The 22,946-nt window shown below is 73.0% G+C and carries 14 protein-coding genes; 2 read left to right on the forward strand and 12 right to left on the reverse strand.

The window, feature by feature from the left end; all coding sequences use genetic code 11:
* Positions 1–135: 135 nt before the first annotated feature.
* A complete protein-coding gene (locus MM438_RS13605; RefSeq protein ID WP_241453594.1) occupies positions 136–1,362 on the reverse strand; it encodes an acyltransferase family protein in 1,227 nt (408 codons plus the stop codon).
* Between the two features lie 195 nt (positions 1,363–1,557).
* On the opposite strand from MM438_RS13605, the gene pgfA reads away from it, so the two are divergent.
* Positions 1,558–2,592 carry a cell envelope lipid trafficking protein PgfA gene (pgfA, locus tag MM438_RS13610; RefSeq protein ID WP_241453595.1) on the forward strand — a complete coding sequence of 345 codons (1,035 nt, stop codon included), beginning with the start codon at positions 1,558–1,560 and terminating at the stop codon, positions 2,590–2,592.
* A gap of 217 nt (positions 2,593–2,809) precedes the next feature.
* On the opposite strand, the gene MM438_RS13615 is transcribed toward pgfA, so the two are convergent.
* Complete coding sequence (locus tag MM438_RS13615; protein WP_241453597.1) at positions 2,810–5,011, reverse strand: glucose PTS transporter subunit IIA; 2,202 nt, start codon at positions 5,009–5,011, stop codon at positions 2,810–2,812.
* A gap of 363 nt (positions 5,012–5,374) precedes the next feature.
* Here MM438_RS13615 and MM438_RS13620 point away from each other — a divergent pair, with 363 nt between their 5' ends.
* Positions 5,375–6,445 (forward strand): CAP domain-containing protein, encoded by a 1,071-nt coding sequence (locus MM438_RS13620; protein ID WP_241453600.1) that lies wholly within the window; start codon positions 5,375–5,377, stop codon positions 6,443–6,445.
* An 86-nt stretch (positions 6,446–6,531) separates the two neighbouring features.
* On the opposite strand, the gene MM438_RS13625 is transcribed toward MM438_RS13620, so the two are convergent.
* From MM438_RS13625 to MM438_RS13670, 10 genes are read right to left on the reverse strand one after another with little or no spacing between them, the layout of a single operon-like run.
* Positions 6,532–7,968 (reverse strand): ABC transporter ATP-binding protein, encoded by a 1,437-nt coding sequence (locus tag MM438_RS13625; RefSeq protein WP_241453601.1) that lies wholly within the window; start codon positions 7,966–7,968, stop codon positions 6,532–6,534.
* The gene (locus tag MM438_RS13630) at positions 7,962–8,684 is read right to left on the reverse strand and encodes an energy-coupling factor transporter transmembrane component T family protein (RefSeq protein WP_241453603.1); all 723 of its coding nucleotides are present in this window, start codon (positions 8,682–8,684) and stop codon (positions 7,962–7,964) included. The genes MM438_RS13625 and MM438_RS13630 overlap by 7 nt, the downstream gene beginning before the upstream one ends.
* Positions 8,681–9,349: an MptD family putative ECF transporter S component gene (locus tag MM438_RS13635; RefSeq protein ID WP_241453604.1), complete on the reverse strand. Its 669-nt coding sequence runs from the start codon at positions 9,347–9,349 to the stop codon at positions 8,681–8,683. Before MM438_RS13635 ends, MM438_RS13630 begins: the two co-directional genes overlap by 4 nt.
* A gap of 53 nt (positions 9,350–9,402) precedes the next feature.
* Positions 9,403–13,755 carry a non-ribosomal peptide synthetase gene (locus MM438_RS13640; RefSeq protein ID WP_241453606.1) on the reverse strand — a complete coding sequence of 1,451 codons (4,353 nt, stop codon included), beginning with the start codon at positions 13,753–13,755 and terminating at the stop codon, positions 9,403–9,405.
* Positions 13,752–14,846: a Gfo/Idh/MocA family oxidoreductase gene (locus MM438_RS13645; protein WP_241453608.1), complete on the reverse strand. Its 1,095-nt coding sequence runs from the start codon at positions 14,844–14,846 to the stop codon at positions 13,752–13,754. Before MM438_RS13645 ends, MM438_RS13640 begins: the two co-directional genes overlap by 4 nt.
* The gene (locus tag MM438_RS13650) at positions 14,843–15,937 is read right to left on the reverse strand and encodes a saccharopine dehydrogenase NADP-binding domain-containing protein (RefSeq protein ID WP_241453615.1); all 1,095 of its coding nucleotides are present in this window, start codon (positions 15,935–15,937) and stop codon (positions 14,843–14,845) included. The genes MM438_RS13645 and MM438_RS13650 overlap by 4 nt, the downstream gene beginning before the upstream one ends.
* Before the next feature lie 17 nt (positions 15,938–15,954).
* A complete protein-coding gene (locus tag MM438_RS13655) occupies positions 15,955–16,305 on the reverse strand; it encodes a phosphopantetheine-binding protein (protein WP_241453617.1) in 351 nt (116 codons plus the stop codon).
* The gene (locus tag MM438_RS13660) at positions 16,305–17,642 is read right to left on the reverse strand and encodes a class I SAM-dependent methyltransferase (protein WP_241453619.1); all 1,338 of its coding nucleotides are present in this window, start codon (positions 17,640–17,642) and stop codon (positions 16,305–16,307) included. Before MM438_RS13660 ends, MM438_RS13655 begins: the two co-directional genes overlap by 1 nt.
* A complete protein-coding gene (locus MM438_RS13665) occupies positions 17,635–18,426 on the reverse strand; it encodes a thioesterase II family protein (protein ID WP_241453620.1) in 792 nt (263 codons plus the stop codon). Before MM438_RS13665 ends, MM438_RS13660 begins: the two co-directional genes overlap by 8 nt.
* A complete protein-coding gene (locus MM438_RS13670) occupies positions 18,423–22,922 on the reverse strand; it encodes an amino acid adenylation domain-containing protein (RefSeq protein WP_241453622.1) in 4,500 nt (1,499 codons plus the stop codon). Before MM438_RS13670 ends, MM438_RS13665 begins: the two co-directional genes overlap by 4 nt.
* Between the last annotated feature and the right edge of the window lie 24 nt (positions 22,923–22,946).

The following is a 22,946-nucleotide window of genomic DNA, read 5'->3' on the forward strand; positions in this document are numbered from 1 at the left end:
CTCCTCCAGGTCTGGCGCCCTCCCCCTGGTGGGCGTCCGCCATCAGCATGTATGCCGAGAAGCCCCTCGCACCAGGCCCATCTTGCAGATGCCCCGGGCGGGTGGGGCCCGGTGTGGCCCGCGGCGACCCGGGGGCTAGCCGACACGCCCTGCCGATGACCAGGCGGACCCGTTGTCGCCCGTCGAGGCGCTGTCGGAGCTGCCCGGCGCGGCGGGCGCGGCGGGCACGGCCAGGTCGCGCCGGCGGGCCCACCGCAGGATCGGCCGCTCCAGCCAGCGGTGGCTCGCCCACGCCACCGGCAGCGTGACCGCCACCGTGAGGACCCACAGCAGCGGCCCGTCCCCCGAGAACGGCCGGTGCCCGAGGGCCCGCTGCACCAGCCCGAGCACGACCAGGTGATAGCAGAAGACGCCGTACGACACGTCGCCCAGCAGCTGCGCGACCCGCCCGCCCAGCACCGACACCACGCCCCCGGGCTGCTCCCGCCCCGGAGCCACGCAGGGCAGCACGGCCAGCACCCCGAGCACCGTGTAGCCCGTCGTCTTGACCACGGCCTCCATCGCGGTCGCCGGGGTCAGCCCGAGGGGACCGGCCACCAGCGTCGACAGCAGCAGGTAGGTGGCCCCCGCCAGCGCCCACACGGTCCCCGGGTGCGCAGCCAGCTCGTCGACGCCGGTGCGGGGCAGGACGCCCGCGAGGCGTGCCTCTCGCCATACGGCCAGCGCCATCCCGGCCCCGAACCAGCCGACGTAGCCCGGGAGCCAGAGGTTGGGCGTCCCGCTCAGGCGGTCGTGGGTGAGCACGGTCCACACCACTGCCACCAGCGGGGTCGCCGCCAGCGCGAGCAGGATCCGCCGCACCGACCCGAGCCGCGCGAGCAGCAGGACCGCGAGCGGCAGCACGAGGTAGAAGGCGCCCTCCGTCGCCAGGCTCCACATCTGGGTCAGCCCGGGGACGGACGGCTGCGGCGAGTAGACCTGGGTCAGGGTGGCGATGCGCAGGTAGGGCGCGCGGCCCAGACCGGCGGGCAGCAGCAGGGCGGAGGCCAGCACCGCGAGCCAGGCCGCGGGCAGCACCCGCAGCAGCCGGTGGCGGGCATAGCTGCGCCAGTCCCGGGCCCGGGCGGTGTCGGCGACCGACGCCGCCCCGACCCACGTGCGGGCGTGGGGGCGGGTCAGCAGCAGCCCGGACACCACGAAGAAGATCGGCACCCCCGCGTCCAGGCGCGCCAGGAGCCCGCCGTACGGCCCGCGCATCGCGTCACCGCTCGCGAACGCGACGTGGGTGGTCAGCACCATGAGCGCGCCGAGCGCCCGCATCCCGTCGAGGGCGGGCAGGCGCGTGGGGCGGGGTGCGATCACGACCGCGAGAGTAGGCTGTCCTCGCCACCGCCGCACGGTGATCGGTGCACGCGGGGTGCCCCGGAGGGACGGGGACGGTCTGCGCTGCTAGCGTCTGCGAGACTGCCACGTCTACCTACAGGTAGGCTCCGCGCCCCCGTGCGAGCACATCCCCTCGTCACGACACCGCCGCCGTTCCCGAGCAGGAGTCCTCCCATGCGTCGCATCCTCGGCGGTCTCGCCGTGTTCCTGGGCATCGTCGCCCTCGTCATCGGCCTCAACGCCGACGGCATCTACCACCGGCTCGCCAAGGTGCCGCTCGACATGAAGACCAAGCCCGTCTCCGAGGGCACCGGCGTCTCCATCCTCAGCGTCACCCGCCCGGAGGGCTCCACCACGCTCAAGGTCGAGCAGCTCACCGACCAGAAGGTCACCAACACCCGCAACATCGTCGGCATCCCCGGCAAGGTGCCCGACGACAAGCGCGACTCCACGGCCTACTGGCAGGTGGGCTTCCAGACCGGCATCACCGGCGGACCGTGGCTCGACCGCAGCGAGGACGGCGTCTCCATCGACCGCACCACGGGCATGGCGACCAACTGCTGCGGCGACTACGCCAGCACCGCCGGCAGCAACGGCACCATGCGGCGCGCCGAGATCGCCCACGAGGGGCTGTTCTTCAAGTTCCCGTTCAACGCGCAGCGCCGCACCTATCCCTTCTGGGACGCGCAGCTGCGGCGGGCCGTGGACGCGGAGTTCGTGCGCACCGACACGCTGCAGGGGCTGGACGTCTACGTCTACGAGCAGCGCATCCCGGCCACGCGCCTGCCCGGAACCCGGCCGGTGCCCCGCTCGTGGTACGGCTCGACCGAGCCCGGGGACACCCCGTCCTCCGTGGACTACGCCAACACCCGCACCTTCTGGGTCGAGCCCGCGACCGGCGTGATCATCAAGGGTCAGGAGCAGATCGACCGGCGGCTCGTCTCCGACCTCGGCTCGCTCACGCTGGTCAAGGGCACGATCGGGTATGACGGCGCGACGCAGCGCGCGTATGCCGACGAGTACGGCCCCAAGGCCCGCCAGATCGGCTTCGTCCGCGACCTGCTCGGGCCGATCGGGGTGGTCACCGGGGTGCTGCTGACGGTGCTCGGGCTGGCGCTGATCTGGCGCCAGGGTCGGCCGCGGCGGGCTCAGCACCGCGAGTCCGCGCCGACCGCGACGCTGGACGTGATCGGCGCGAGCCGCGCCTGAGCCGACGTCCCCGTCTGACCCCACCGCGTCCGTCTCAGCCCAGCGCGTCCGTCCGTGACCCGGCCACGGACCACCACGGGCACGGACCACCGCTGCCACAGACCACCCGCTGCCACCCGAGCCGACCGGCGCGTGGGGGCGGGCCGACGCCCCGGACGTGCGACGGAGCCCGGCACCCGAGACTCGGGTGCCGGGCTCCGGCCGTGCTGCGAGGAGGTCAGCCCTGCGGGTGCACCGCGATCACCGGAGCGCCTGCGGCGACCTCGCCGTGGGCGGCCTGCTCGACGGCGCCGTGCGCGAAGGCGTTGGTGACGAGCACCGGCGTGATCAGCGAGTAGCCCGCCTCCTCGATCACCCCGCGATCGACGGTCACGAGCGGGGTGCCCGCCGCCACGACGTCGCCCGCCGTGACGTGCACGTCGAAGCCGCGACCGTCGAGGTTGACGGTGTCGATGCCCACGTGGATGAGCAGCTCCACGCCGTTGTCCAACGCGAGCCCGAAGGCGTGGCCGGTGGACTGGGCCACCACGACCTTGCCCGCGGCGGGGGCGCAGACGGTGTCGGCCGAGGGCCGTATGCCGACGCCAGGTCCCACCAGGCCGGCGCTGAACACCTTGTCGGGGACCTCCGCCAGGGGCACGACGGTGCCGGCGACGGGGGAGCCGATCTCGATCACGCCGTCCGCCCGCGGGGCCGGCGCGGCGAAGCCGCCGCTCGCCGGGGTGGAGACGGGCGAGGTGGTGGCCGGGGCGGCGTCCGTGGAGCGTCCGGCGAGGGTCGCGCCGGCGGCGATCCCGCCGGTGGTGTCACCCGCCACCGCCTGGCCGCCCGCGGAGCCCGCGGCGGAGACGGGGGTGGCGGCGTGCGCCATACGGTCGTCGGTGCGCAGGGTCACGGTCTCGTCGGCGACCGGGTCCTGCTCGGGGATCGCGGTGTCCGTGGCGACCGCGGCGTTGGCGCGGGCGGCGAGCTTCTGCTCCTCGGTGCGGTAGTCGCCGATGATGACGAGCATCATCGAGGTCACGAAGGCCGCGAGGACGCCCGCGGCATACAGCAGGATGTTGCTGTCGAAGGCCGGGATCGTGAGCAGCGAGGTGAAGACGAAGGCCTTGGTGGTGACGCCGCCGCCGAGACCGATGATCAGACCACCGACGAGGCAGCCGACGAGCATGCGGGGATAGATCCGCTTGAACCGCAGGTGGATGCCGTAGAGCGAGGGCTCGGAGATGCCACCGAGCAGACCGGCCGCGAGGGCGCCGGTGGCCGTCTGGCGCATGGCCACGTCACGGTCCTTGATGGCGTGGTAGAGCACACCGGCGGTGGCGCCGAAGCACGCGAAGTTCCACGCACCCATGGGGCCCTGGATGAAGTCGTGGCCGAGGGTCTGGATGTTGAGCAGCATGATCGCGTTGATCGGCCAGTGCAGTCCGAGCGGCACCATGAAGGGATAGGCCAGCGGGATCACGATGGCGAAGATCAAGGGGCTGATGTCGTTGATGGCGCTGAGGAAGTTGCCGAGCGCAGCGCCGACATACACCCCGATGGGGCCGATGAGGAAGGCCGTCAGCGGGATCATGATCAGCATCGCCAGGAAGGGCACGAAGATCAGGTGCAGGTTGGGCGGGACGACCCGCTTGAGCAGCTTGTACAGCGGGCCGAGCACCGCAGCCATGAGCAGCGGCGGGAACACCGTCGAGCCGTAGCCGAAGATCGTCAGCGGCAGACCCCACACGTCGTAGATCTTGATGTCGCTGCCGAGGAAGTGCGCGGTGCGCGCGTGGTCACCGAGGGCCTGGAAGCCCGGCAGCATCAGCACGCCCATGATCGCGAACCCCACCCAGGGGTCGGCGTCGAGCTTCTTGGAGGCGTTGTAGGCCACCATCAGGGGCAGGAAGTAGAACACGCCCTGCCACAGCAGGTTGACCGCCGCCCAGCCGCCCTTGAGGGAGACGCGCGGGTCGGCCCAGTTGTCGATGGCGCCGATGGTCGACATCAGCGCCATGAAGGTGATGAACAGCGAGGCGCCCAGCAGCGCGCCCATGATCGGGCGGAAGGAGTCGCTGAGGAACTCGAAGAAGTTGTCCAGCCAGGCGCGGCTGCCGCGGGGGCCGCCGGCGCGCAGCTGGGCCTTGAGCTCGTCGTCGGTGCTGGCCTGGCCCGCGCCCTGCTTCTGCATGTCGGGCAGCGCCTGGATCGCGTTGTAGACGTCCTGCACACCGCCGCCGATGACCACCTGATAGCGCTCGCCGGACTGCGGGACGGCACCCATGACGCCGGGGATGGCCTCCACCGCGGGGGTGTCGATGCCGGAGGCGTCACGCAGCTGGAAGCGCAGCCGCGTGGCGCAGTGGGTGAGACTGACGATGTTGGACGGACCGCCGACTGCGTCGACGATCGAGCGTGCTGGGCTCGCGGCCATGTGATGCCTTCTGGTTGCAGGTGCTGGGCGGGGGGTCTGTTTCATTGTCGGGCCGCCGGGGCGCGATACCGCGCTGCGACGCTGCCCGGGTGAGTCCGCCTGATGCTGCGAATTCTACCGACGACGTCCGTTCGGACGTGATGGGGGCCACGCGCCGCACCCGGGTCGCCCCGGACGTCCTCCACCACCGTGAGCGGATCCGTTGGGGCAGCGAGACACTCGCAGCGCCGTCGGCAGGGTCGACATCCGCGCCACCCGCCCGGGCACCACGGGCGGTCCCGGTGACGCCACGCTGAGCCTCCGAATCCCTACGCGTGGGTGCTGAATTCACCAACGGCGTCGCCGGGGTGGTTGGGTGGCCGCATGACTAGCCCCCTGGCTCGTGCCCGCTGCGCCGCCGTCGTCGCAGCCGTGGCCTTCCTCCCCTGTGCGGCCCCGGCCGCAGCCGCCCCCGCCACCGTTCCTGCAGCCGTCCCCGCGGACGGCACCCCCCTCCCGGTCTGGACCACTGCTGTTCCCGAGCCGTCCCCCTCCCTGACCACGCCGTCGTACACATCGACCCCGTCGCCGACGGCGACCCCCGGCAAGGCCGACCCGACCGCGCTGGACGAGCAGGACGAGGTGGCGCAGTGGTTCCGCACCCGCTACCAGCCGGCCTTGACCGTGCCGGTGGGCTTCACCGGGGACGCCCGCGGCTGCCGCCCGGGCGGCTTCAGCCCGGACGCGCTGGCGGCGATGGACAAGCAGGTCAACGCCGTTCGTGAGCTGGTGGGCCTGGACGCGGTGCCGGTGCGCGCCGACGCCACCCAGCAGCAGTCGGCCCTGATGATGGAGGCCAACGAGACCATCAGCCACACGCCGTCGTCGTCGTGGCGGTGCTTCTCCCAGGGCGGGGCAGCCGCCGCCGGCCGCTCCAACCTGGCTCTGGGCTGGCCCTCGCAGACGGCGGGCAGCGCCGTCTCCCAGTACCTCTCGGACAGCGACGCCTACAACACCTTCGTCGGCCACCGGCGCTGGCTGTTCCACCCCTCGACCCCGGCCTTCCTCGTGGGCCAGACCGCCAAGGCCAACGCCTGGCAGGTCATGGGCGGCACGCCCCGCCCCGACGCGACCACCCCCGCCACGATCGCCTGGCCGCGGGCGGGCTGGTTCCCGACGCAGCTGGAGCCCGAGGGCCGCTGGTCGCTCACGGTCAACGACATCAACGCCACCTTCACCCAGCCCTCGGTGCGGATCACCAAGGGCGGCAAGGCCCTTCCCGCCCCGCGGGTCTACCCGGCGCAGCCGGGCTTCGGCATGCCCACGCTGGTCTGGCAGATGCCCCGGGGCGGCGCTGGCGACGGGGACTACGAGGTGACCGTCACCGGCGTGACCCGCCCGGGGCAGGCGCCGACCACGGTGACCTACACGACGCGGCTGTTCACGGTGCGCTGACGCGCGAGGAGGTATGCCGGGAAGGGGCGCGCACGCACCGCTTCCCGGCACACCGCTCAGCACTGGTCGGCCTCCGCAGAGGCCGCTCAGCCGCTCCCCGCCGGGGCACGCAGGGTGACCTGCTCGTCGGCGGCCAGGGACAGCAGGTCCTCGTCGTGGCTGATGAGCAGGGTCACCGCTCCGCCCGCCGCGACCTGGCGGATCTGGTCCGCGATCGAGGTCAGGTGCCGGCGGTCGACCCCGGAGCTGGGCTCGTCGAAGATCACCACCGGCCGCCCGCTCAGGCGCGCGGCCGCGACGACCAGACGCTGCTGCTGACCGCCCGAGAGGGACAGCGGATGGCGCTCCTCCAGCCTGGCCAGACCCAGCTCCGACAGGAGGCCGGCGGCGTCCGAGGCGGTGGTCGGGCCCAGCCCGGCGAGGTCGAGCTCGCGCCGCACGCTCTCGGTGAAGAGCTGCCGCTGCACGTCCTGCATCACCAGGGCGCAGGCACGCCGGCGGGCACGAGGCCGCAGCACCCTCCCGTCCAGACGGACCTGCCCCGTGGCCCGGCGCAGCCCGGCGACGACCCGGGTCAGCGTCGTCTTGCCGACGCCGTTGCCGCCGCGGATGGCGGTCACCTGCCCCCGGGGCAGCGTCAACCGCCGCAGGTCGAGGATCGTGCGCCCGCCGGCTCGGCATACGACCTCTCGCAGCTCCAGCGCGCCGTCCGGCACGACGGACACGTCGACCCCGTCCGCGACGGCGGGGCCGGCGGCCGGTCGCGTCGGGAGCTCGGCCGCAGCGACGTCACCCCGCAGCCCCATCCGTCGCAGCTCGTCGTCCGAGGTGGCGGCGAAGGTCTGTGCGTCCCACTCTGCCGAGATCACCCCGTCGGCGAGGACGACGACGCGGTCGAGGAGGTCGGCGAGGTAGCGCAGCCGGTGCTCGGCGATCACGATCGTCATGCCCGCGTCCTTGCACCGCCGCAGGGTCTCCTGCAGGCGCTCGACGGCCGCCGCCGACAGGTTGGAGCTCGGCTCGTCCAGGAGCAGCACGCCGGGTCGGTGCGCCGTCGAGGCCGCGATCGCCACCTGCTGCTGCTGGCCGCCGGACAGCCTGGTGAGGGGCACCTGCAGACCCATGTGCCGCTCGAGGTGGGCCAGCTGCTCGGCCACCTCCCGCCGGGTCTGCTCGCGCGGACACCCGAAGTTCTCCATGGCGAAGGCGATCTCCTCGCCGATGGTGTCGGTGAAGAACTGTCGCCGCGGGTGCTGCTGGACTGTCCCGGTGCGGCGTCCGATCACGTCGAGGTCCACGGTGGTGGTCACGAGACCGTCCACGCGGACCTGTCCGGTCAGCCGTCCGCCGTCGTAGAAGTGCGGCGCCAGGCCGTTGATCAGTCGCAGCACCGTCGACTTCCCGCACCCGCTGGCCCCGCAGAGCACCACGCACTCGCCTGCGGCCACCTGCAGTCGCAGCCCGGTCACCGCGTCCTGGTCGGCGTGCGGATAGCGCCAGCCGACGTCGTCGAGGGTCAGCACCGGCCCCACCACAGACCTGCGGTGACCAGCCCCACCGTCCCCAGCGCCCAGGCGGCGTCGACCCGCGTGAACCGGGGTGGGTGCAACGGCACGGGGTCGGTGCGCGAGCCGAGCCCGCGCAGGAGCGCCGCGGACGACAGGTCATCGCCGGCGCGCAGGCTGGCGGCGATCATCGGCACCATGAATCTCTCGATCATCAGCATCGGGTGGCGCAGGACGGCGCCCGGACCGGCGAGCCCCCTCAGGCGCAGGGCATCGCCGACGGCGCTCGCCTCGACGAGCACGACCGGGACGAAGCGCACCATCACCACGAGCGGCACGGCGACGGTGCGGGGCACCCGCACGGCGCGCAGGGCGGCGTGCAGCGCCGTCGGTGAGGTGGTCGCGAACAGGTGCGCGGCGACCGCGACGGCCACGCCGTAGCGCGCGACGTAGTCCAGCGGCATCACGACCGTCGCCGCGACGGCGGGCGAGGAGAACGGGAGGAGCGCCCGGGCCGTGGCCCAGGCGCCGAGCACCACGGCCACGGACCAGGCGGCGCGTCTCCACGCGTGGACGGAGACGGCCAGGGCCACGGCGAGCACCAGCGCGGGGAGCACGAGCCGGGCACCGTAGGGCCCGAGCACACCGGCACCCACCAGGAGGACCAGCAGCATCGTCGTGCGCGGGTCCAGCCCCGGCCGTATGCCGGTGGCCGACACCGGATCGCCGCTCACGCGAGCCCGGCTCGCACGAAGTGCTTGCGCAGCACCGCCGCCCCCAGCAGACCGCCCAGCAGACCGGCGACCAGGCAGGCCACCGCCAGCGCGAGCATCATCGGGACGGTGAACACCTGCTCGGCGGCGCGGACGTAGTCGGCCCCCATCGACTGCCAGGCGGCGCTGCGGAAGTAGCTCTCCCGGTCGACCAGCATCGGCAGGAAGGGCACGAAGGCCGTCAGCCCGAAGACCGTGCAGGCACCGATCCCCGAGGCCCGCGACGCGTACCTGCCTGACCGCGCGACGAGCTCGGCGCCGAGGCCGACGACCGGGGCGGCGAGCGCGCCGACCAGGGCCCCGCCGTGCAGGAGGAAGGCCAGGGCGAGGATCACCGAGAGCAGGAGCACCATGCCGGCCCGGCGGACACGCGCGTAGAAGAGCATGAAGGTGATCCCGTTGACGAGCACGGTGACCAGCACGCTGATCATCCAGGCCAGGGGGCCGAAGACCCCGATCATGCCGAGCAGGTAGGTGATGACAACGTAGATCGCGCCGAAGATCGCCACCGTGATGAGGTCGCGAGCTGCGAGTCCTGCCCGCTCGTCGACCCGTGATGCCCCTCCGGGCGGCGACGCCTCCTCGCCCTTGGCGTCGTCGCGGGGTGCACAGTTCGTCTCGGACATTCGATGGCCTTCCTGGGAGGTGGGTGGTCTGTGGTCGAGGGGTCGGTCGTCGTTCAGCGGTCGCGCAGCACGCGCAGGCCCCGCACCAGAGCACGCGCGGTCGTTCCTGCGTGCTCGCCGGAGAGGAGGGTGAAGTGGTCGCCTGGCGCACTCTCTGCGGCGACGTCCCCGATCAGGACGTCCCGCCACATGTCCAGTGCCCGCTCGTGGGCTCCCGGCAGGAAGCCGCGGGGGTCCTCGGGCTGGACGATGACGGCATCCGCCACGAGGGCGTCGATGCTCGGGACGCCGGCGCGCATCGTGTGGTGATACCGGCGCCAGCGTCGGCGCAGCTCGTCCACGGACCAGGACCCTCCGGAGGGCAGGACGTCTCGATAGGCGCACCACCGCTCGGCGTCCGGCATCTGCCCGAGACGCTCGAGCAGGGCCGGCCGGGACGAGGCGCTCAGGGTGCTCCCGTCCTCGGCCGCGACGTGCTCGAGGAGCTGTGCCAGCGAGCACCGGAACTCCAGCAGCCGCTCCGGCTCACCACCCATCGAGGCGACGAACATCACCTCGGCGAGTCGCTCCCCCAGGCCCGGTGGCACCGGATGAGGGTCGACGAGCCCGAGCGGACGGACCTCGGCCCCTCCCTCGACCAGGTGTCGGGCCGTCTCCATGGCCACGAGGGCGCCGAAGCTGTAACCGATGAGGCAGTACTCCGTGGCCTCCAGGTCCTGCAGCTCACGCGCCGTCTCGGCCCCCAGCTGCTGGACGATCTTCCCGGGGTCCGTCTCGCAGAACCGGTCGTCATCGGGAGCCAGGGCTGCCCACCAGGAGGACGGCTCTCCGAGCAGGTCCGTCACGTCGCCGTGACCCACCAGCGCCGAGACCAGGTGGGTCACGGAGTCGACCGCGGCCATGGAGTCCGAGAAGACCACCGTGGCCAGCGGTCCGTGCTCCGGCCGAGCGGACAGGGGCACCAGGGTGACCCGTCGGTCGGGCTGGTCCCGCACCTCCGCCTCGTCACCCAGGGCCGCCAGGGCCACCGCCGCCCGGGCGATGTCGGGGGAGCTGAGCGTGATGCGCAGGAGGGCTTCGAAGGAGACGCTCTCCGGGTCGGGGACCTGGTCTCGCAGCCGTCCCGCGACCGCCGCCGCCGAGACCGAGCTCCCTCCCAGGTCGTAGGGGTTCGCGGCCCACCCGGGATCGGCGTCGAGCTCGAGGAGATCCCGCCAGGCCGTGGCCAGGATCCCGGCCCAGCGCTGCGCGGGAGGCGACAGCTCGGGCAGCACCGCCGGTGAGGTGCTCGCGCCGTCCTGCCCCGGATGGTCCGCGGAGGTGGCGATCTCGGCGAGTGCCCGTCGGTCGACCTTCTGGTTCGCCGTCAGGGGCAGCCGCGGCAGGTGGTGGACGGCGACGGGGACCATGACGGCGGGGAGCCGGGTGCGTGCGACGGCCAGGATGTCGCCGTCCGCCTGCCGGTGGTCCTGGCTCTGGGCCTGCGCCGGGTCCGCGTCGCCGTCCGGGCCCACGACGAAGGCGTGCAGCGACCGGGCAGCGCCTTCGCCCGCAGCGACGACGGCCACGTGGCCCACCCGCGGGTCCTCGGCCAGAACGCTCTCGATGTCCCCCAGCTCGATGCGATGTCCCCGGATCTTGACCTGGTCGTCGAGCCGCCCGAGGATCGCGATCTCCCCGCCCACCAGGTAGTGGCCGAGGTCACCCGTTCGATAGACGCGGCCCAGTCGGTGGTCCTCCACGAAGCCCTTCCGGGTCTGCTCGTCGTCGTCATACCCCTCCGCGAGACCGCTGCCCAGGATCACGATCTCGCCGGGGACACCCACCGGGCGGTCCCGTCCTGCCATGTCCAGGACCGCGAGTCTCTGGTTGGCCAGGGGATAGCCGTAGGGCACCTCGCGGTCGGCCGGGTCCTCGGGCCCGACGGGGTGCGCGATCGACCAGATCGCCGCCTCGGTGGCTCCTCCCATGGCGATGACGCGAACGCCGGGGAAGGTCTCCTGCAGACCCTGCGGAAGCTCGCGGGGGATCCGGTCGCCCGACAGGATCCAGGTTCGCACGGTGCTCGGCACCGGTGCTCCGTTGCGGGCGGCGGTCAGCATCATCTGCGCCACGGCCGGAACGGTGTTGAGGAGGGTGCCACCGTGCTCTGCGACGGACCTCAGCCAGCCGGCGGGGTCCGGGTCGGCGCAGGCCGCCGGCAGCACCAGCGCCCCACCGCGGCTCAGCGGACCGAAGATGTCGTAGACCGACAGGTCGAAGCTCAGGTCGGCGAGGGCGACGGTGCGGGTGCCGGAGGTGACGCCGCAGCGGTCGTTGACGTCCTCGATCGTGTTGACCACGGCGCGGTGGGACAGCCGGACACCCTTGGGGCGCCCGGTCGACCCGGACGTGAAGATCACGTAGGCGAGGTCGTCGGGACCGACCTCGTCGCCCAGGATCTCTCCGGAGCCGCTCGGCCACTGCGTCGCGGTCGCCGCGTCGAGGTGAGGGACGTCTGCCAGGGCCTCGTCACCCGCGTCATGCACGACCACGCCGACCCTCGCGCTCTCGACCACGGAACGACGTCGTGCGAGGGGATGGCGCACGTCGATCGGGACGTAGGCCGCGCCCAGCATCAGGATCCCCAGCACCACAGCGATCTGGCGAGGGGAGCGAGGCACGCAGACCGCCACCCTGCTTCCCCGGCCGACTCCCAGCTCTCCCAGGGCAGCGGCCACGCACCGGGCGCGAGCCTGGAGCTCGGCGTGGCTCCAGGTCACGTCGTCGGCGACGAGGGCCGGAGCGTCCGGCGTGGCCGCGGCAGCCGCCGCCAGCCGCCCGTGCAACGTGCCACCGGGCAGCTCGCGCGCCGTGTCGTTGGCCTGCTCGCGCTCGCGCCGCTGCCACTCGGGGAGACGGACCGGGGAGGGCAGCTCCCAGGCCGAGCCCTGCGTGGACAGCGCCCGAAGCGCCGCCACCAGGCTGGACAGCATGTCCTGGCGCACGGCCGCGTCGATCGCCCCCTCGCGCCCGTCCCAGTGGATGTGCAGACCCTCCGCGTCGTCCATCACCTGGCAGTCGAGCACGGCCTGCGGTGTCTGACTGATGGTGTAGGTGATCGTCCCGGAGGGATCGCGGCCGGCTCCTCCCACCCCGATGGCGCTGGTGAAGACACAGGGCATGGCGGCGTCCTGACGGCCGCGCGCCCGCGCGATCTCACGCATGACCTCCACCCCGCTGAAGGCGCGGTGGTCCAGGTCCTCGAAGAGCCGGGACATCAGCCGCCGCGCCCGGTCGGTGAACGTGCCAGGGTCGTCGTCGACCTCCAGCAGGGTGACGGTGGTGAAGTCGCCCACGACCCCCGCCAGCTCCGGAAGCTCCGCGGGCCGGTCCAGCACCGTCAGGTTCAGGCAGAAGCGGGGCTCGCTCGCCCATCGGGCGAGCACGTCGGCGTAGCACGTCAGCACCACGGCCGTCGGGGTCAGGCCGACGGAACGTGCACGACGAGACAGGGCCAGCCACTCCTCACGGGGCAGGACCGCGCTGAGCCCGCTCCACCGGGGGACCTCCTCGGGGTGCGTCGTGCGTGCGTCGACCAGCGGGAGCACCGGGGCCTTCGGCAAGGAGGGGATCCGCCCCAGCCAGTGCTCCCGCGCACGCCGATGGGCAGGACCGTCACGGCGTCCCCGGTCCCAGAGCACGTAGTCCCGGAACTGGAGAGGAAGCGGCTCGGTCGTCCCCCTGCCGGCATACGTCTCCTCCCACTCCCGCAGCAGGAGCAGCAGGCTCGCCCAGTCGCCCACGAGGAAGTCGAAGGAGACGTGCATCGTGCTCGTGCCGTCACGGTCCCCGATCGACGGCTGGGTGAGCGCGATGCCGAACATCGGCCAGGAGCCGAGCGGGTGGACCGTGTGAGACATCTCCTCCCGGACGGCGAGGAGGTGTCGGGACAGGGTCTCGGGCTCCGCGTCGGCAAGGACGGTGACGGGGACCGGAAGGTCCGGGACCTCGGGCAGCACCTGCTGGTAGCCCGCCGGGTCCACCCGGACGCGAAGCATGTCGTGACGGGCGACCAGCGCCCGCCACGCCGCCACGGCCCGGTCGGCGTCCAGGCGGGGATACTCCACCTCGCAGTAGAGGTGGCAGGCGACCCCGCCGTGCTCGAAGGCCGCGGAACGCCCCATCAGGTAGGCCGACTGCACGTCCGTCAGGGCGAACGGCCGATGGCGTCCACCCTCGTCGGCGCAGGGGAGGGCGGCGGCGCGCAGGGCGGCGACGATCTCGTCCTTGTGCGCCTTCAGCGCGGCCAGGACCTCGGGCGTGACGGTGCCGCCGGGGGCGCGGTATCGCAGTCGTCCCTCGTCCTCCCAGAGCTCGAGGCCCCTCTCGCGACAGGTGTCCAGGAGTGTGCTGATGGTGCTCACGGGCAGACGTCCTCCTCCTCGGGTGTGGGTGAGGCCGCGCCGCGGGCGGCCTCGTGAAGGCGGTCGGTGAGCCTTCTGCGCTCGTCGACGCCAGACGTGGGGGCGGAGTCGGGGAACGCCACCCCCGCGGTGATCGCGTCCCACAGCGAGGCGATCCCCAGCAGTCGCTGCGCGGCGGACCCCGACATCGGTCCGCCCCGGGCAGCACGCATCGCCTGCACCATCTGGGTCGCGATGGCGCGTGGCCACAGCTGGTCCAGCGCCTGGCCGGACGTGAGCGGACCGCTGTCGTAGAGCACCGTGGTGGTGTCCTCGGTCATCAGCGACGCCGCGGACAGGCTCGGGTCCTTGCGCAGCCCCGGCGGCAGGTGCAGCGTGGGGGTCCACAGCACGGGCCCGTGCACGTCGCACAGCGTGAGGGTCCCGGTGCGGGCATGGAGGGAGAGCGAGGGGAGACGGACGTCGTTGTCGGTGTCGGTGTCGTCCAGGACCGTCGCGTACTGGAGACAGACGGGAACCTCGCCGAGGGTGCCGCTCACGACGGAACCGTGTGCGACCTGCAGGTCGACCGGCCGTCCCGCGAGCCCCAGATCCGTCAGGAGACAGGCGAGCGTGTAGGCCGGTTGGACGGACAGATGACCCCCGACGGCGACGGGAGGGTGCTCCTGCAGCAGGGCACGGCCGGCCGCTCGGAAGGCACGGACGGCAGGGAGCCACCGGTAGTGATCCGCGACCGCGACCACGGTGCCGCCGCGCCGCGCCGCACGGACGAGGGCTCGCGCGTCGACCTGCCCGACGGGCAGCTCGTGCAGCACCGGGATCCCTCGCTCCAGCAGTGCCGTCGCCAGGTCGGTGCCCGCTCCGCCGACCCCGCCGGAGCGGACCGCGATGCAGACGAGGTCGGTCTCGTCCGGCACCTGCTCCGGCGACGTCCACAGCCGGACTCCGCATCGGCGGGCAAGGTCCTGGGACCTGGACCCGCCTCGCGCCAGGAGACCGGTCAGCCGCACGTCGGGGAGGGTCTGCGCCGCTGCCACGTACCTCGCACCGAACGTGGATCCTGCCACCACCACGTCGTGGACCTGGTTCACAGCTCTCCCTCCTCCATCTCCGTCTCCGTCCACCGCACGCCCAGCTCGGTGAGGGTCTCGGGTGGGGGCAGGACGCTGCGCAGCACGGTGGTCTGCGAGCCCGGGCACGTCAGCAGCTCCAGCACCCTCGTGGGGTCGAGCGCCTGCGACGCCGCCGAGGCGCCCGGTGCCACGGCTCCCGCCAGCACCTCGACGGCCGCCGCGGCGGCCATGACCCCGGCGAGGGCCGCCTCGCCGGGAGACCTCAGCACGAGCTGCCTCGACCGGGTGCGGGCGCGTATGACGACGTAGGGACGACGACCGGCGGCCATGGCCGTGGTCGCATCACGCAGGCGGACGGCCCCCGCCGCGACCCCGAGCCCCGCCACCAGCCGCAGCAGGTGGGTCATCTCGTCGCCCACCATCGCGCTGTACCACGTCGCTTCGCGAAGCCCGTGGCCCTGGGCGATCTGCTCGCCCTCCGCGTCGAGGAAGGGGAACAGGGTGACGGTCTCGGGGAACTCCGGGAGGGTGACCGCCTCACGACGCTCGACCCCGCCGAGGAGGGGCCGCCCGGACCTCCACCCCGCCAGGGGGCGGACGTCGCCATGGTCCAGCCCCGCCAGGTAGTCCTCCGCACCCGCCAGCGTGAAGGCTCCACGGCCCCCCGCGCAGACCTCCAGCGTCGCCGTGCCGGGGTCGTCGAGCAACGCGGCCCGGGCCACGATCCCGGACACCCCGGGCAGGGCTCCGGCATACATCAGGACACGGCGATCACCAGGCGGCTCCAGGCTCGACACCGTGCGGGCGTCCGCGGGCCCGCCGACCGAGACGAGGTGGGCGCCCGCCCGGCCGACCAGCCGGGCCGTCGTCAGCGCACGCTCGTGCGACGGCCCGGTCGCGTCGATGACCAGGTCGACGTCGCCGGCGAAAGCCGTCAGCCCGCGCGGGTCGTTCACGTCCACGCGTCGCCCTGTCGACGAGGCCGAGCCCAGGACCTCCGGCAGGACCTCCGGACGACGACCCGCCACCAGGAGATCCGCGGTGGGGACGCCGAGCATGATCAGCGAGCGGACGACCCGGCGTCCGATGTCGCCCGCCGCGCCGATCACCCCTATCCTTCCCGCCGTCACAGGACACCCTCCTCCAGGCCGAGAGATCTCTGCGAGGTCGGCACCGGGTGCCGCCCCTCGTCGATGCGCCGGGCGACCGAGACGAGCCGGGGATCGGCGAAGAGGTCACGCATCGTGAGGGTCACCCCGAAGCGGCGCCGGACGAGCGTCAGCAGGCGAGTCGCCGCAAGGCTGTCCCCACCGAGCTCGAAGAAGGAGTCACCGCGGTCGGTCGGCGCCTCCGGCAGCAGCTCGCCCCAGAGGCGAGCAAGCTCGGTCTGCGTGCCCGGCTCGGGCGCACCCGCCGGCGAGCTCGTACCGCGGTGGCGGTCTGTCCTGCCTGCCAGGTCGTCGACGTGAGCGGTCATCACCACGGCCGGTGCAGGCCCGACGCGAACCCAACCCCCGCTGACCCCGGCATCGCGCAGGGCCGTGAGCCAGGTGTCGCGGGGGTGCACCGGGGTGCCGCGGGGTCTCCCCGGGGATCCACGAAACCACCGTCGAGCAGGCCGGCCACCAGGAGACCGAGCCCGCTCATCTCGGTCTGCTCGACCGCGACGAGGAGTCCCTGAGGAGCGAGCATCTCCCGCACCGCACGCGCCGCCTCCGCCGGGTCCGCCCAGCGATGCAGCGCGCCGATCGCCAGGACGACGTCAGCCTCGACCTGCGGGTGCGGGGGCCGTCCGGCGGGGACCTCGACGTGATCGGCTCCGGCCACGTCCATCGCGCGGCGCAGGATGTCGTTGTCCGCACCGACCCCGCCGACGTCCACGACGACGAGCCGACGGTCCGGGAGCTCACGGGCCCGGGCGAGCACCAGGACCGCCAGCTCCTCCCAGAGAGCGGCCAGAGCAGGCTCCTCAGCCATCAGCCGCGACGGTCGCAGGGACGGGACGTCGAGAAGGTCTGCGCTCGGAGCACGACCTGTCAGCACCCGCAGGACGAGATCGCGGTGGGCCGCGAGACGGCGGCCCAGGTCCCGCACCGTGGGATCGGTCACGGCCACCGGAGCAGGACGGTCGGGCCGCGACGTGAGAAGACCACCCACCTCGCGCATCGACCCGCGTGCCACGAGCCAGTCGAACCAGGTGTCACGAAGGAGCGTCAGGTCGTCGGAGCCCCCCATCCGGTGCCACCAGCTCTCCCGCGTGGTGCCTTCCCCGGGCACGTCGTCGAGGCCCAGCCAGTCGTGGACCAGGGTCTCGGCAGCCGACGCCTCCTGCTCCAGACGTGCGCGCCGACGGACCTCGCCGGGGCGGGGGAAGGGCTTCCCCCAGCCCTCGTCCCCGGCCGCCACCAGCTGGCAGACCAGCTCGGTGGCCAGTGGTGGAACGGTCGCGCGGATCCCCACGAGCGGCGCCGCACCGGGCGGCCGTCGCACGACGACCGCCCCGCCTGCTGTCCGTTCCAGCGCCCAGCAGGCCCGCTCCTCGTCGTCGACCAGCGTCCTGGTGTCCTCCCCGGACGCGTCCAGGGCGAGCAGCCGGGCCAGCACGGTCGCGTCCTCGTCAGCGGCCCCGGGACTCACCCGCACCGACTCCCCGCAGGACTGGTGCGACGCAGCCACCATCGCCAGCACCGCCAGGTCCACAGGTCGGCGCCCCATCGCTGCGGTCGCCTCGGCCAGCCCTGCGGCGGACTCCGCGTCGATGACCTCGACGGGCTCGGTCGCAGCTCCCGGCATCGCCGTCGTGGTCTCAGACATCGTCCTGGTCCTCTCGAGCCCTTCGGTCCGGTGCAGGAGGCCCGGCCGCGACCGCGGCCTGGACGACCGCGGCCAGCAGCCGCCCGTCCTGCTGGAGATACATGTGTCCGCCGGAGACCCGCGTCACGCGCAGCGCGCGGTGCGAGAACTCCTGCCATCGACCGACGACGGAGTGGTCGACCTCGGTGTCGTCGTCCGCGACGACGAGGTGCACCTCCTCGACGGCGCCCCCGGAGGGGCGGTACTCCCGCAGGAGGCGGTAGTCGGCGCGGACGGCGGGCAGGAAGAAGTCGCGCAGGGCCTCGTCGGCCCACACCTGCCGGGACGCGGGGTTCTGCCTGACGATGTCCGCGACGATCTCGGTGTCGGTCATGGGGCAGGGGACAGGCACCGTCCCCCGCGGCAACGGAGGGTTCTGCCCGGAGGCGACGAGCACGACACGGGAGTGCCGCTCCGCGCCGGCCAGGGCCAGGGCGGTCTCGTAGGCGACGAAGGCCCCCAGGGAGTGCCCGACCAGCAGGACGGTGGAGTCGTCGGCGTCCGGCCGGGACAGGACCTCGTCCGCCACCTGTCTCGCCAGCGTCTGGATGCTCGATGCCTCCCCGGTGTCCAGCAGGTGGTCCCGCCCCGGATAGGTCACGGCGTCCACCCGATGGTCACGCAGGTGCCCGGCGACGTGCTGATAGGCGCGGGGTGCCCCTCCGGCATAGGGGAACAGGACGACCGAGGACCCGGGTCCGGGGTCCGGCGCGCCGGGTGGCGTCAGGCTCGTCAGCAGCCTCACGGGATCTCCCTCCCGTCGACGGCCCCCGTCACCCGTGCGTAGAAGTCCACGAAAGCAGGCTCCACGAAGGCCGGGTCGAGGATGTCCTCGGGCATGTCCCAGCGGATCTCGATCTCTCCTGCGGGCATGGGCGTCACCTGGCAGTCGATCAGGACCGCGGGCGTGCGGGTATGGGTCCAGACCAGGCGCACCGCACCGCCGGCCAGGGGGCGGGACAGCGGTGCCCCCACCAGGCTGGTGAACACGACGGGATAGCGCTGACGTTCGGTGCTGCGGCCGGGACCGACGCGCCCCGCGCGCTCGATCGACCGGCCGACAGTCTCGTGCGTCTGTCGCAGATCCATGTCCCCGGTGATCTCGCACAGGGCGAGCCGGGTGAACTGCCCCATGGCGTCCGGGGCGTCGATCGGGCGGTGAGCGGTCGGGATGTTGATCGTCACGCCGGGCCGACCGGTCGCCGACGCGAGCGCCTGGGCCAGTCCCCTCAGCACGACGCTGCTCACCGTGACCCCCTTGGACCGGGCGAGCTCGTGGAGCGCGGTCACGGTCTCGGCGGGGAGGACCCGCGCGACGGAGGTGAACCCGACCGGGGTGGAGGGGATGGCAGCGGCAGGGATCCTGGGGGACGGGAGCTGCGAGGTCGACGGCGGGAGGGGGGCCTGTCCGGCATGGCGCCGGAAGACGTCCACGGGCACCGTCTCCGGTCCCAGGTCGGCACCGGTCGCCGATGCCGCCAGGTCAGCCAGGACCAGGGCGATGCTGGTCGAGTCGAGCGCCAGGTAGTTGAAGACCAGGCCCAGCTCGTCCGGTCGGTCCCGCCGGATGACGGCCCGCACCGCCGGGGGGCACGTCGCCTCGACGTCGAGGGTCTGCAACAGCTCGCGGAAGGCCTTGTCGTCCAGGGAGAACGGGACCTCGACGAGCTCGGCCTCGGCGCGGGGGGCGACCCTCTGCCGGAAGTCCTCCGAGCGGACCAGCGAGAGCGCGTCGTGGCGGCGGACGACGGCTGCCAGGGCTCGCCCCCATCGTTCCTGGACCTGAGGATCCTCGCTGGCGAGGACGACGGCTACGCAGGGGTTGGTCCGCACCACGCCCGGGATGCCGTCGGAGCCGAGGGCGTAGGACAGCTGCAGGTCGGTGAGGTCGAAGGCCTCTGACGGGTCGATGCGCTCGACGTCGTCCGTCAGGGGTACGACGTCCCCGACGGGTGCGCAGCGCTCGGCGAAGTCGCCGAACCGTGGGTGTCGGAACACCTTGGCGACGGACACCGCGACTCCGGACGACACCAGGTCCGCGCACAGTCGCGCTGCTCGCAGGGAGTCGCCGCCGAGCTGGAAGAAGTCCGCGTCGTCGGTGACGTCCACCGGCTGGTCCGCGCCGTCGGACAGGACCCGGTGCCACATCCAGCGGCACCACTCGACCAGCCCCGCGGTCTCCAGGGTCAGCCCCTGCGCAGCGGCGTCGTCCTGCCAGGGCGCTGCCTTCCGGGATCCTTGGGGCGGGTCGGTGGCGGGGCCGGGCGCTCCCCTTTCCCGGCAGGCGGCGGCGAAGCCTGCCGCGGTCGGGGCCCGGAAGAGGTCTGCGAGCTCGGCCCCGATGCCCTGGCCACGCAGCACGCTGCACATCCGGGTCGCTGCCAGCGAGTCTCCACCCAGCTCGAAGAAGTTCGACTCCGCCGTCGCGACGACGCCGAGCTGGTCACCCCAGGCAGCCAGGATCGTGGCCAGGTGGACGTCGAGGGTCGAGGGGTCAGCACCGTCCTCGACCGGGAGAGCACCGTCGAGGAGCTGCTCGGCCCAGGAACGATCGGTCTTGCCGTTGGTGGTGACGGGGATCTGCGGGACCGTCACGATGCGGGCAGGGATCATGTATGACGGCACCTGTCCACCGACGTGGCGCACCAGGTCCTCGACGTCGGGCCGCTCCTCGCCCCTCGGGACGACGACCGCCCCGAGCGCCGTGCGCCGGCGGATCGGGACCACCACGGCCTGGGCGACCTGGGGATGGTCGGTGAGCTTGGCCTCGACCTCGCCGCACTCGATGCGGTGACCGCGGATCTTGACCTGGCTGTCTCGGCGGCCGGCGAAGAAGATGAGGCCGTCGCACCACATGCCCAGGTCACCGGTGCGGTACCAACGCTCGCCGGCGGCATCGGTGACGAAGGAGGTGGAGGTCCGTCCCGGGTCGTTGTAGTAGCCGTCGGCCACCCCGAGGCCGCCGATGAGCAGCTCGCCGACGCGTCGGTCGGGAAGGTCTCGGTCGGCGTGGTCCACCACGCGGTACTTCTGTCCGCCCAGGGGGAGCCCGTAGGGCACCGACGGCCAGTGCGGCGGGAGGTCCTCGTCGGACTCGACGACATACTCGTTGGACCAGATGGCCGCCTCGGTCGCGCCTCCCATGGCCACGAAGCGGGAGGCCGGTGCCAGCTCGCGCGATCGTGCGGGGAGATCCAGGGGGATCCAGTCACCGGACACGAGGAGGACCCGCAGGCTGGGCAGCGGACCCGCGGCGGCCAGGAGCATCTCCAGCAGCATGGGGACCGTGTTCCACACCGTGACCCCGTGCTCGCGCACGGACCGGGACCAGGCGAAAGGGTCACGCCGCTCGGCGTCCTCCACCATGATCAGCCGCGCTCCCGCGGCGAACGTGCCGAAGATGTCGTGGACGCTGAGGTCGAAGTCAATCCCGGAGACAGCGAGCATGACGTCGTCCGCCGTGAAGCCGTGCCGCAGGCGCAGGTCGTCGAGGGTGTTGCGCGCGGCCCGATGGCTGATGGCGACGCCCTTGGGCTCTCCCGTCGAGCCCGAGGTGAACAGGACGTAGGCCAGGGCCTCGGGCGCCACCGGCACCGGCTCGGCGAGCGGCTCGGCACCCACGTCCGCCAGGTCGCCGCCGTCGTCGGTGACGAGCGCCGCCCAGCCGGAGCGCTTCCTGATGCGGTCCACCCGAGCCGCCGGGGCATCCGGTCCCAGGGGCAGATAGGCACATCCGGCATACAGCACGCCCAGGATGGTGGCGACCTGGTCGATGCCCCTGGACATCTGCACGGCGACCAGGTCGCCGGGCGCCGCGACGGCCGCCACCCGTCCGGCGACCTGGAGCGCGAGCTCGTCGAGCTCGCGATAGGTGATGCCACGGCCGCTCGTGGACTCCACCACCGCGAGCGCGTCGCCGTGCTGCGCCAGGTGGTCTCGCACACCCGAGTGCAGGAGGGCAGGGGGCTGTCCGGGGGTGGCGTTCGCGGCGTCGCGGACCGCGGCCTGCTCGGGCAGGAGCCAGTCCCCGGGGGCGCCGTCGGCGACGACCTCGTCGAGGTACTTCAGCAGGAGCGCGAAGATCCCGTCACGGACGTCCTCCGGGAGCGCGCCGTCGCGCACGTCAGCGGTGACCTCGACCTCGTTGCGCCCCACCCGGATCAGCCGGAGGTCGAAGGCGCTCTGGGGCGTCTGCGCCCAGGTCGTCGGGGTCCCCAGGACCTCGAGGGTGCGCGAGGTGAACACCTCCCTCTCCACCGCGTAGGTGAAGACGAATCGACTCGGCTCCACGACGCGATGCGCCACCTGGGCCTCACGCATCTCGGTCATGGCATCGCGCTGCTCCACCAGGCGGCGTCGCAGGTCGCAGGCCACGGAGTCGAGGGCATCGGTGAAGGACGGGGCGTCGAAGGCCCGGTGGGCATAGGCCATCGTCCGGTCCGTGACCAGGTCCTCGGTCCCCCGCACGTCCAGCCCGGCCACGGTCAGGCAGAAGTCCGGGTTGCTCGACCAGGCGCGGACCGCCCGTTCGTAGAGGGTGAGGAGCAGCACCGCCAGGCTCACGCCGTGCTGCTCGGCCCGGCGCTCCAGCACCGACCAGGTGAGCTCGTCCACGTGGTGCCGCAGGGTGGTAACCGTGCTCCCGGCCGCCACGTCGGTGGACAGACCGAGCACGTCGGCACCTCCCAGGAGCAGCGGGCCGTCGCCCGGTGCCTGACGGGGCCGTGGGCAGGCACGCGCGGTGACCAGCTCGCGGACCGCTGCGACGGAGGCGGGCACCGCGTCGCGCGCCTCTCCCGGGTCCTGGCAGGCACGGGCGAGGTCGTCGAGGACGACACCGATCGCCGCCACGTCGAGGGCCGCCAGCGAGAAGACCGTGTGCAGGACGCGGTCGTCCCCGGCGCCCTGGCTGACCGAGACCGACCAGTTGCGGCCCCGCCCGATGTCGATGCCGGAGCGCATCATGTCTCGTCGGATGCGTTCCCGGCAGCCGGCTGGGTCATGGGCGACGTCGTGGACGACCACCTGCGGTGCCGGCGCGTCCCCGTCCCGCAGCACCCCTTGCTCGACGTCGAGGACTCCCCGCAGCGCCGCATGCCGGTGCACCTGCTCGACGGCTCGCTGCAGCGTGCACACGGGAGCGGTGCCCCCGCGGAACTCGATGTACATCAGGCACTCGACAGCGCCCAGCGGCAGGTCGGGCAGACGCCCGACGGCATACGCGCGCTGCATCGAGCTCATCGCGACGGAGGTGCATGCCGTCGA

It is taken from the genome of Arsenicicoccus dermatophilus (genome assembly GCF_022568795.1).
In the GTDB taxonomy this organism is placed as follows: Bacteria; Actinomycetota; Actinomycetes; order Actinomycetales; family Dermatophilaceae; genus Arsenicicoccus; species Arsenicicoccus dermatophilus.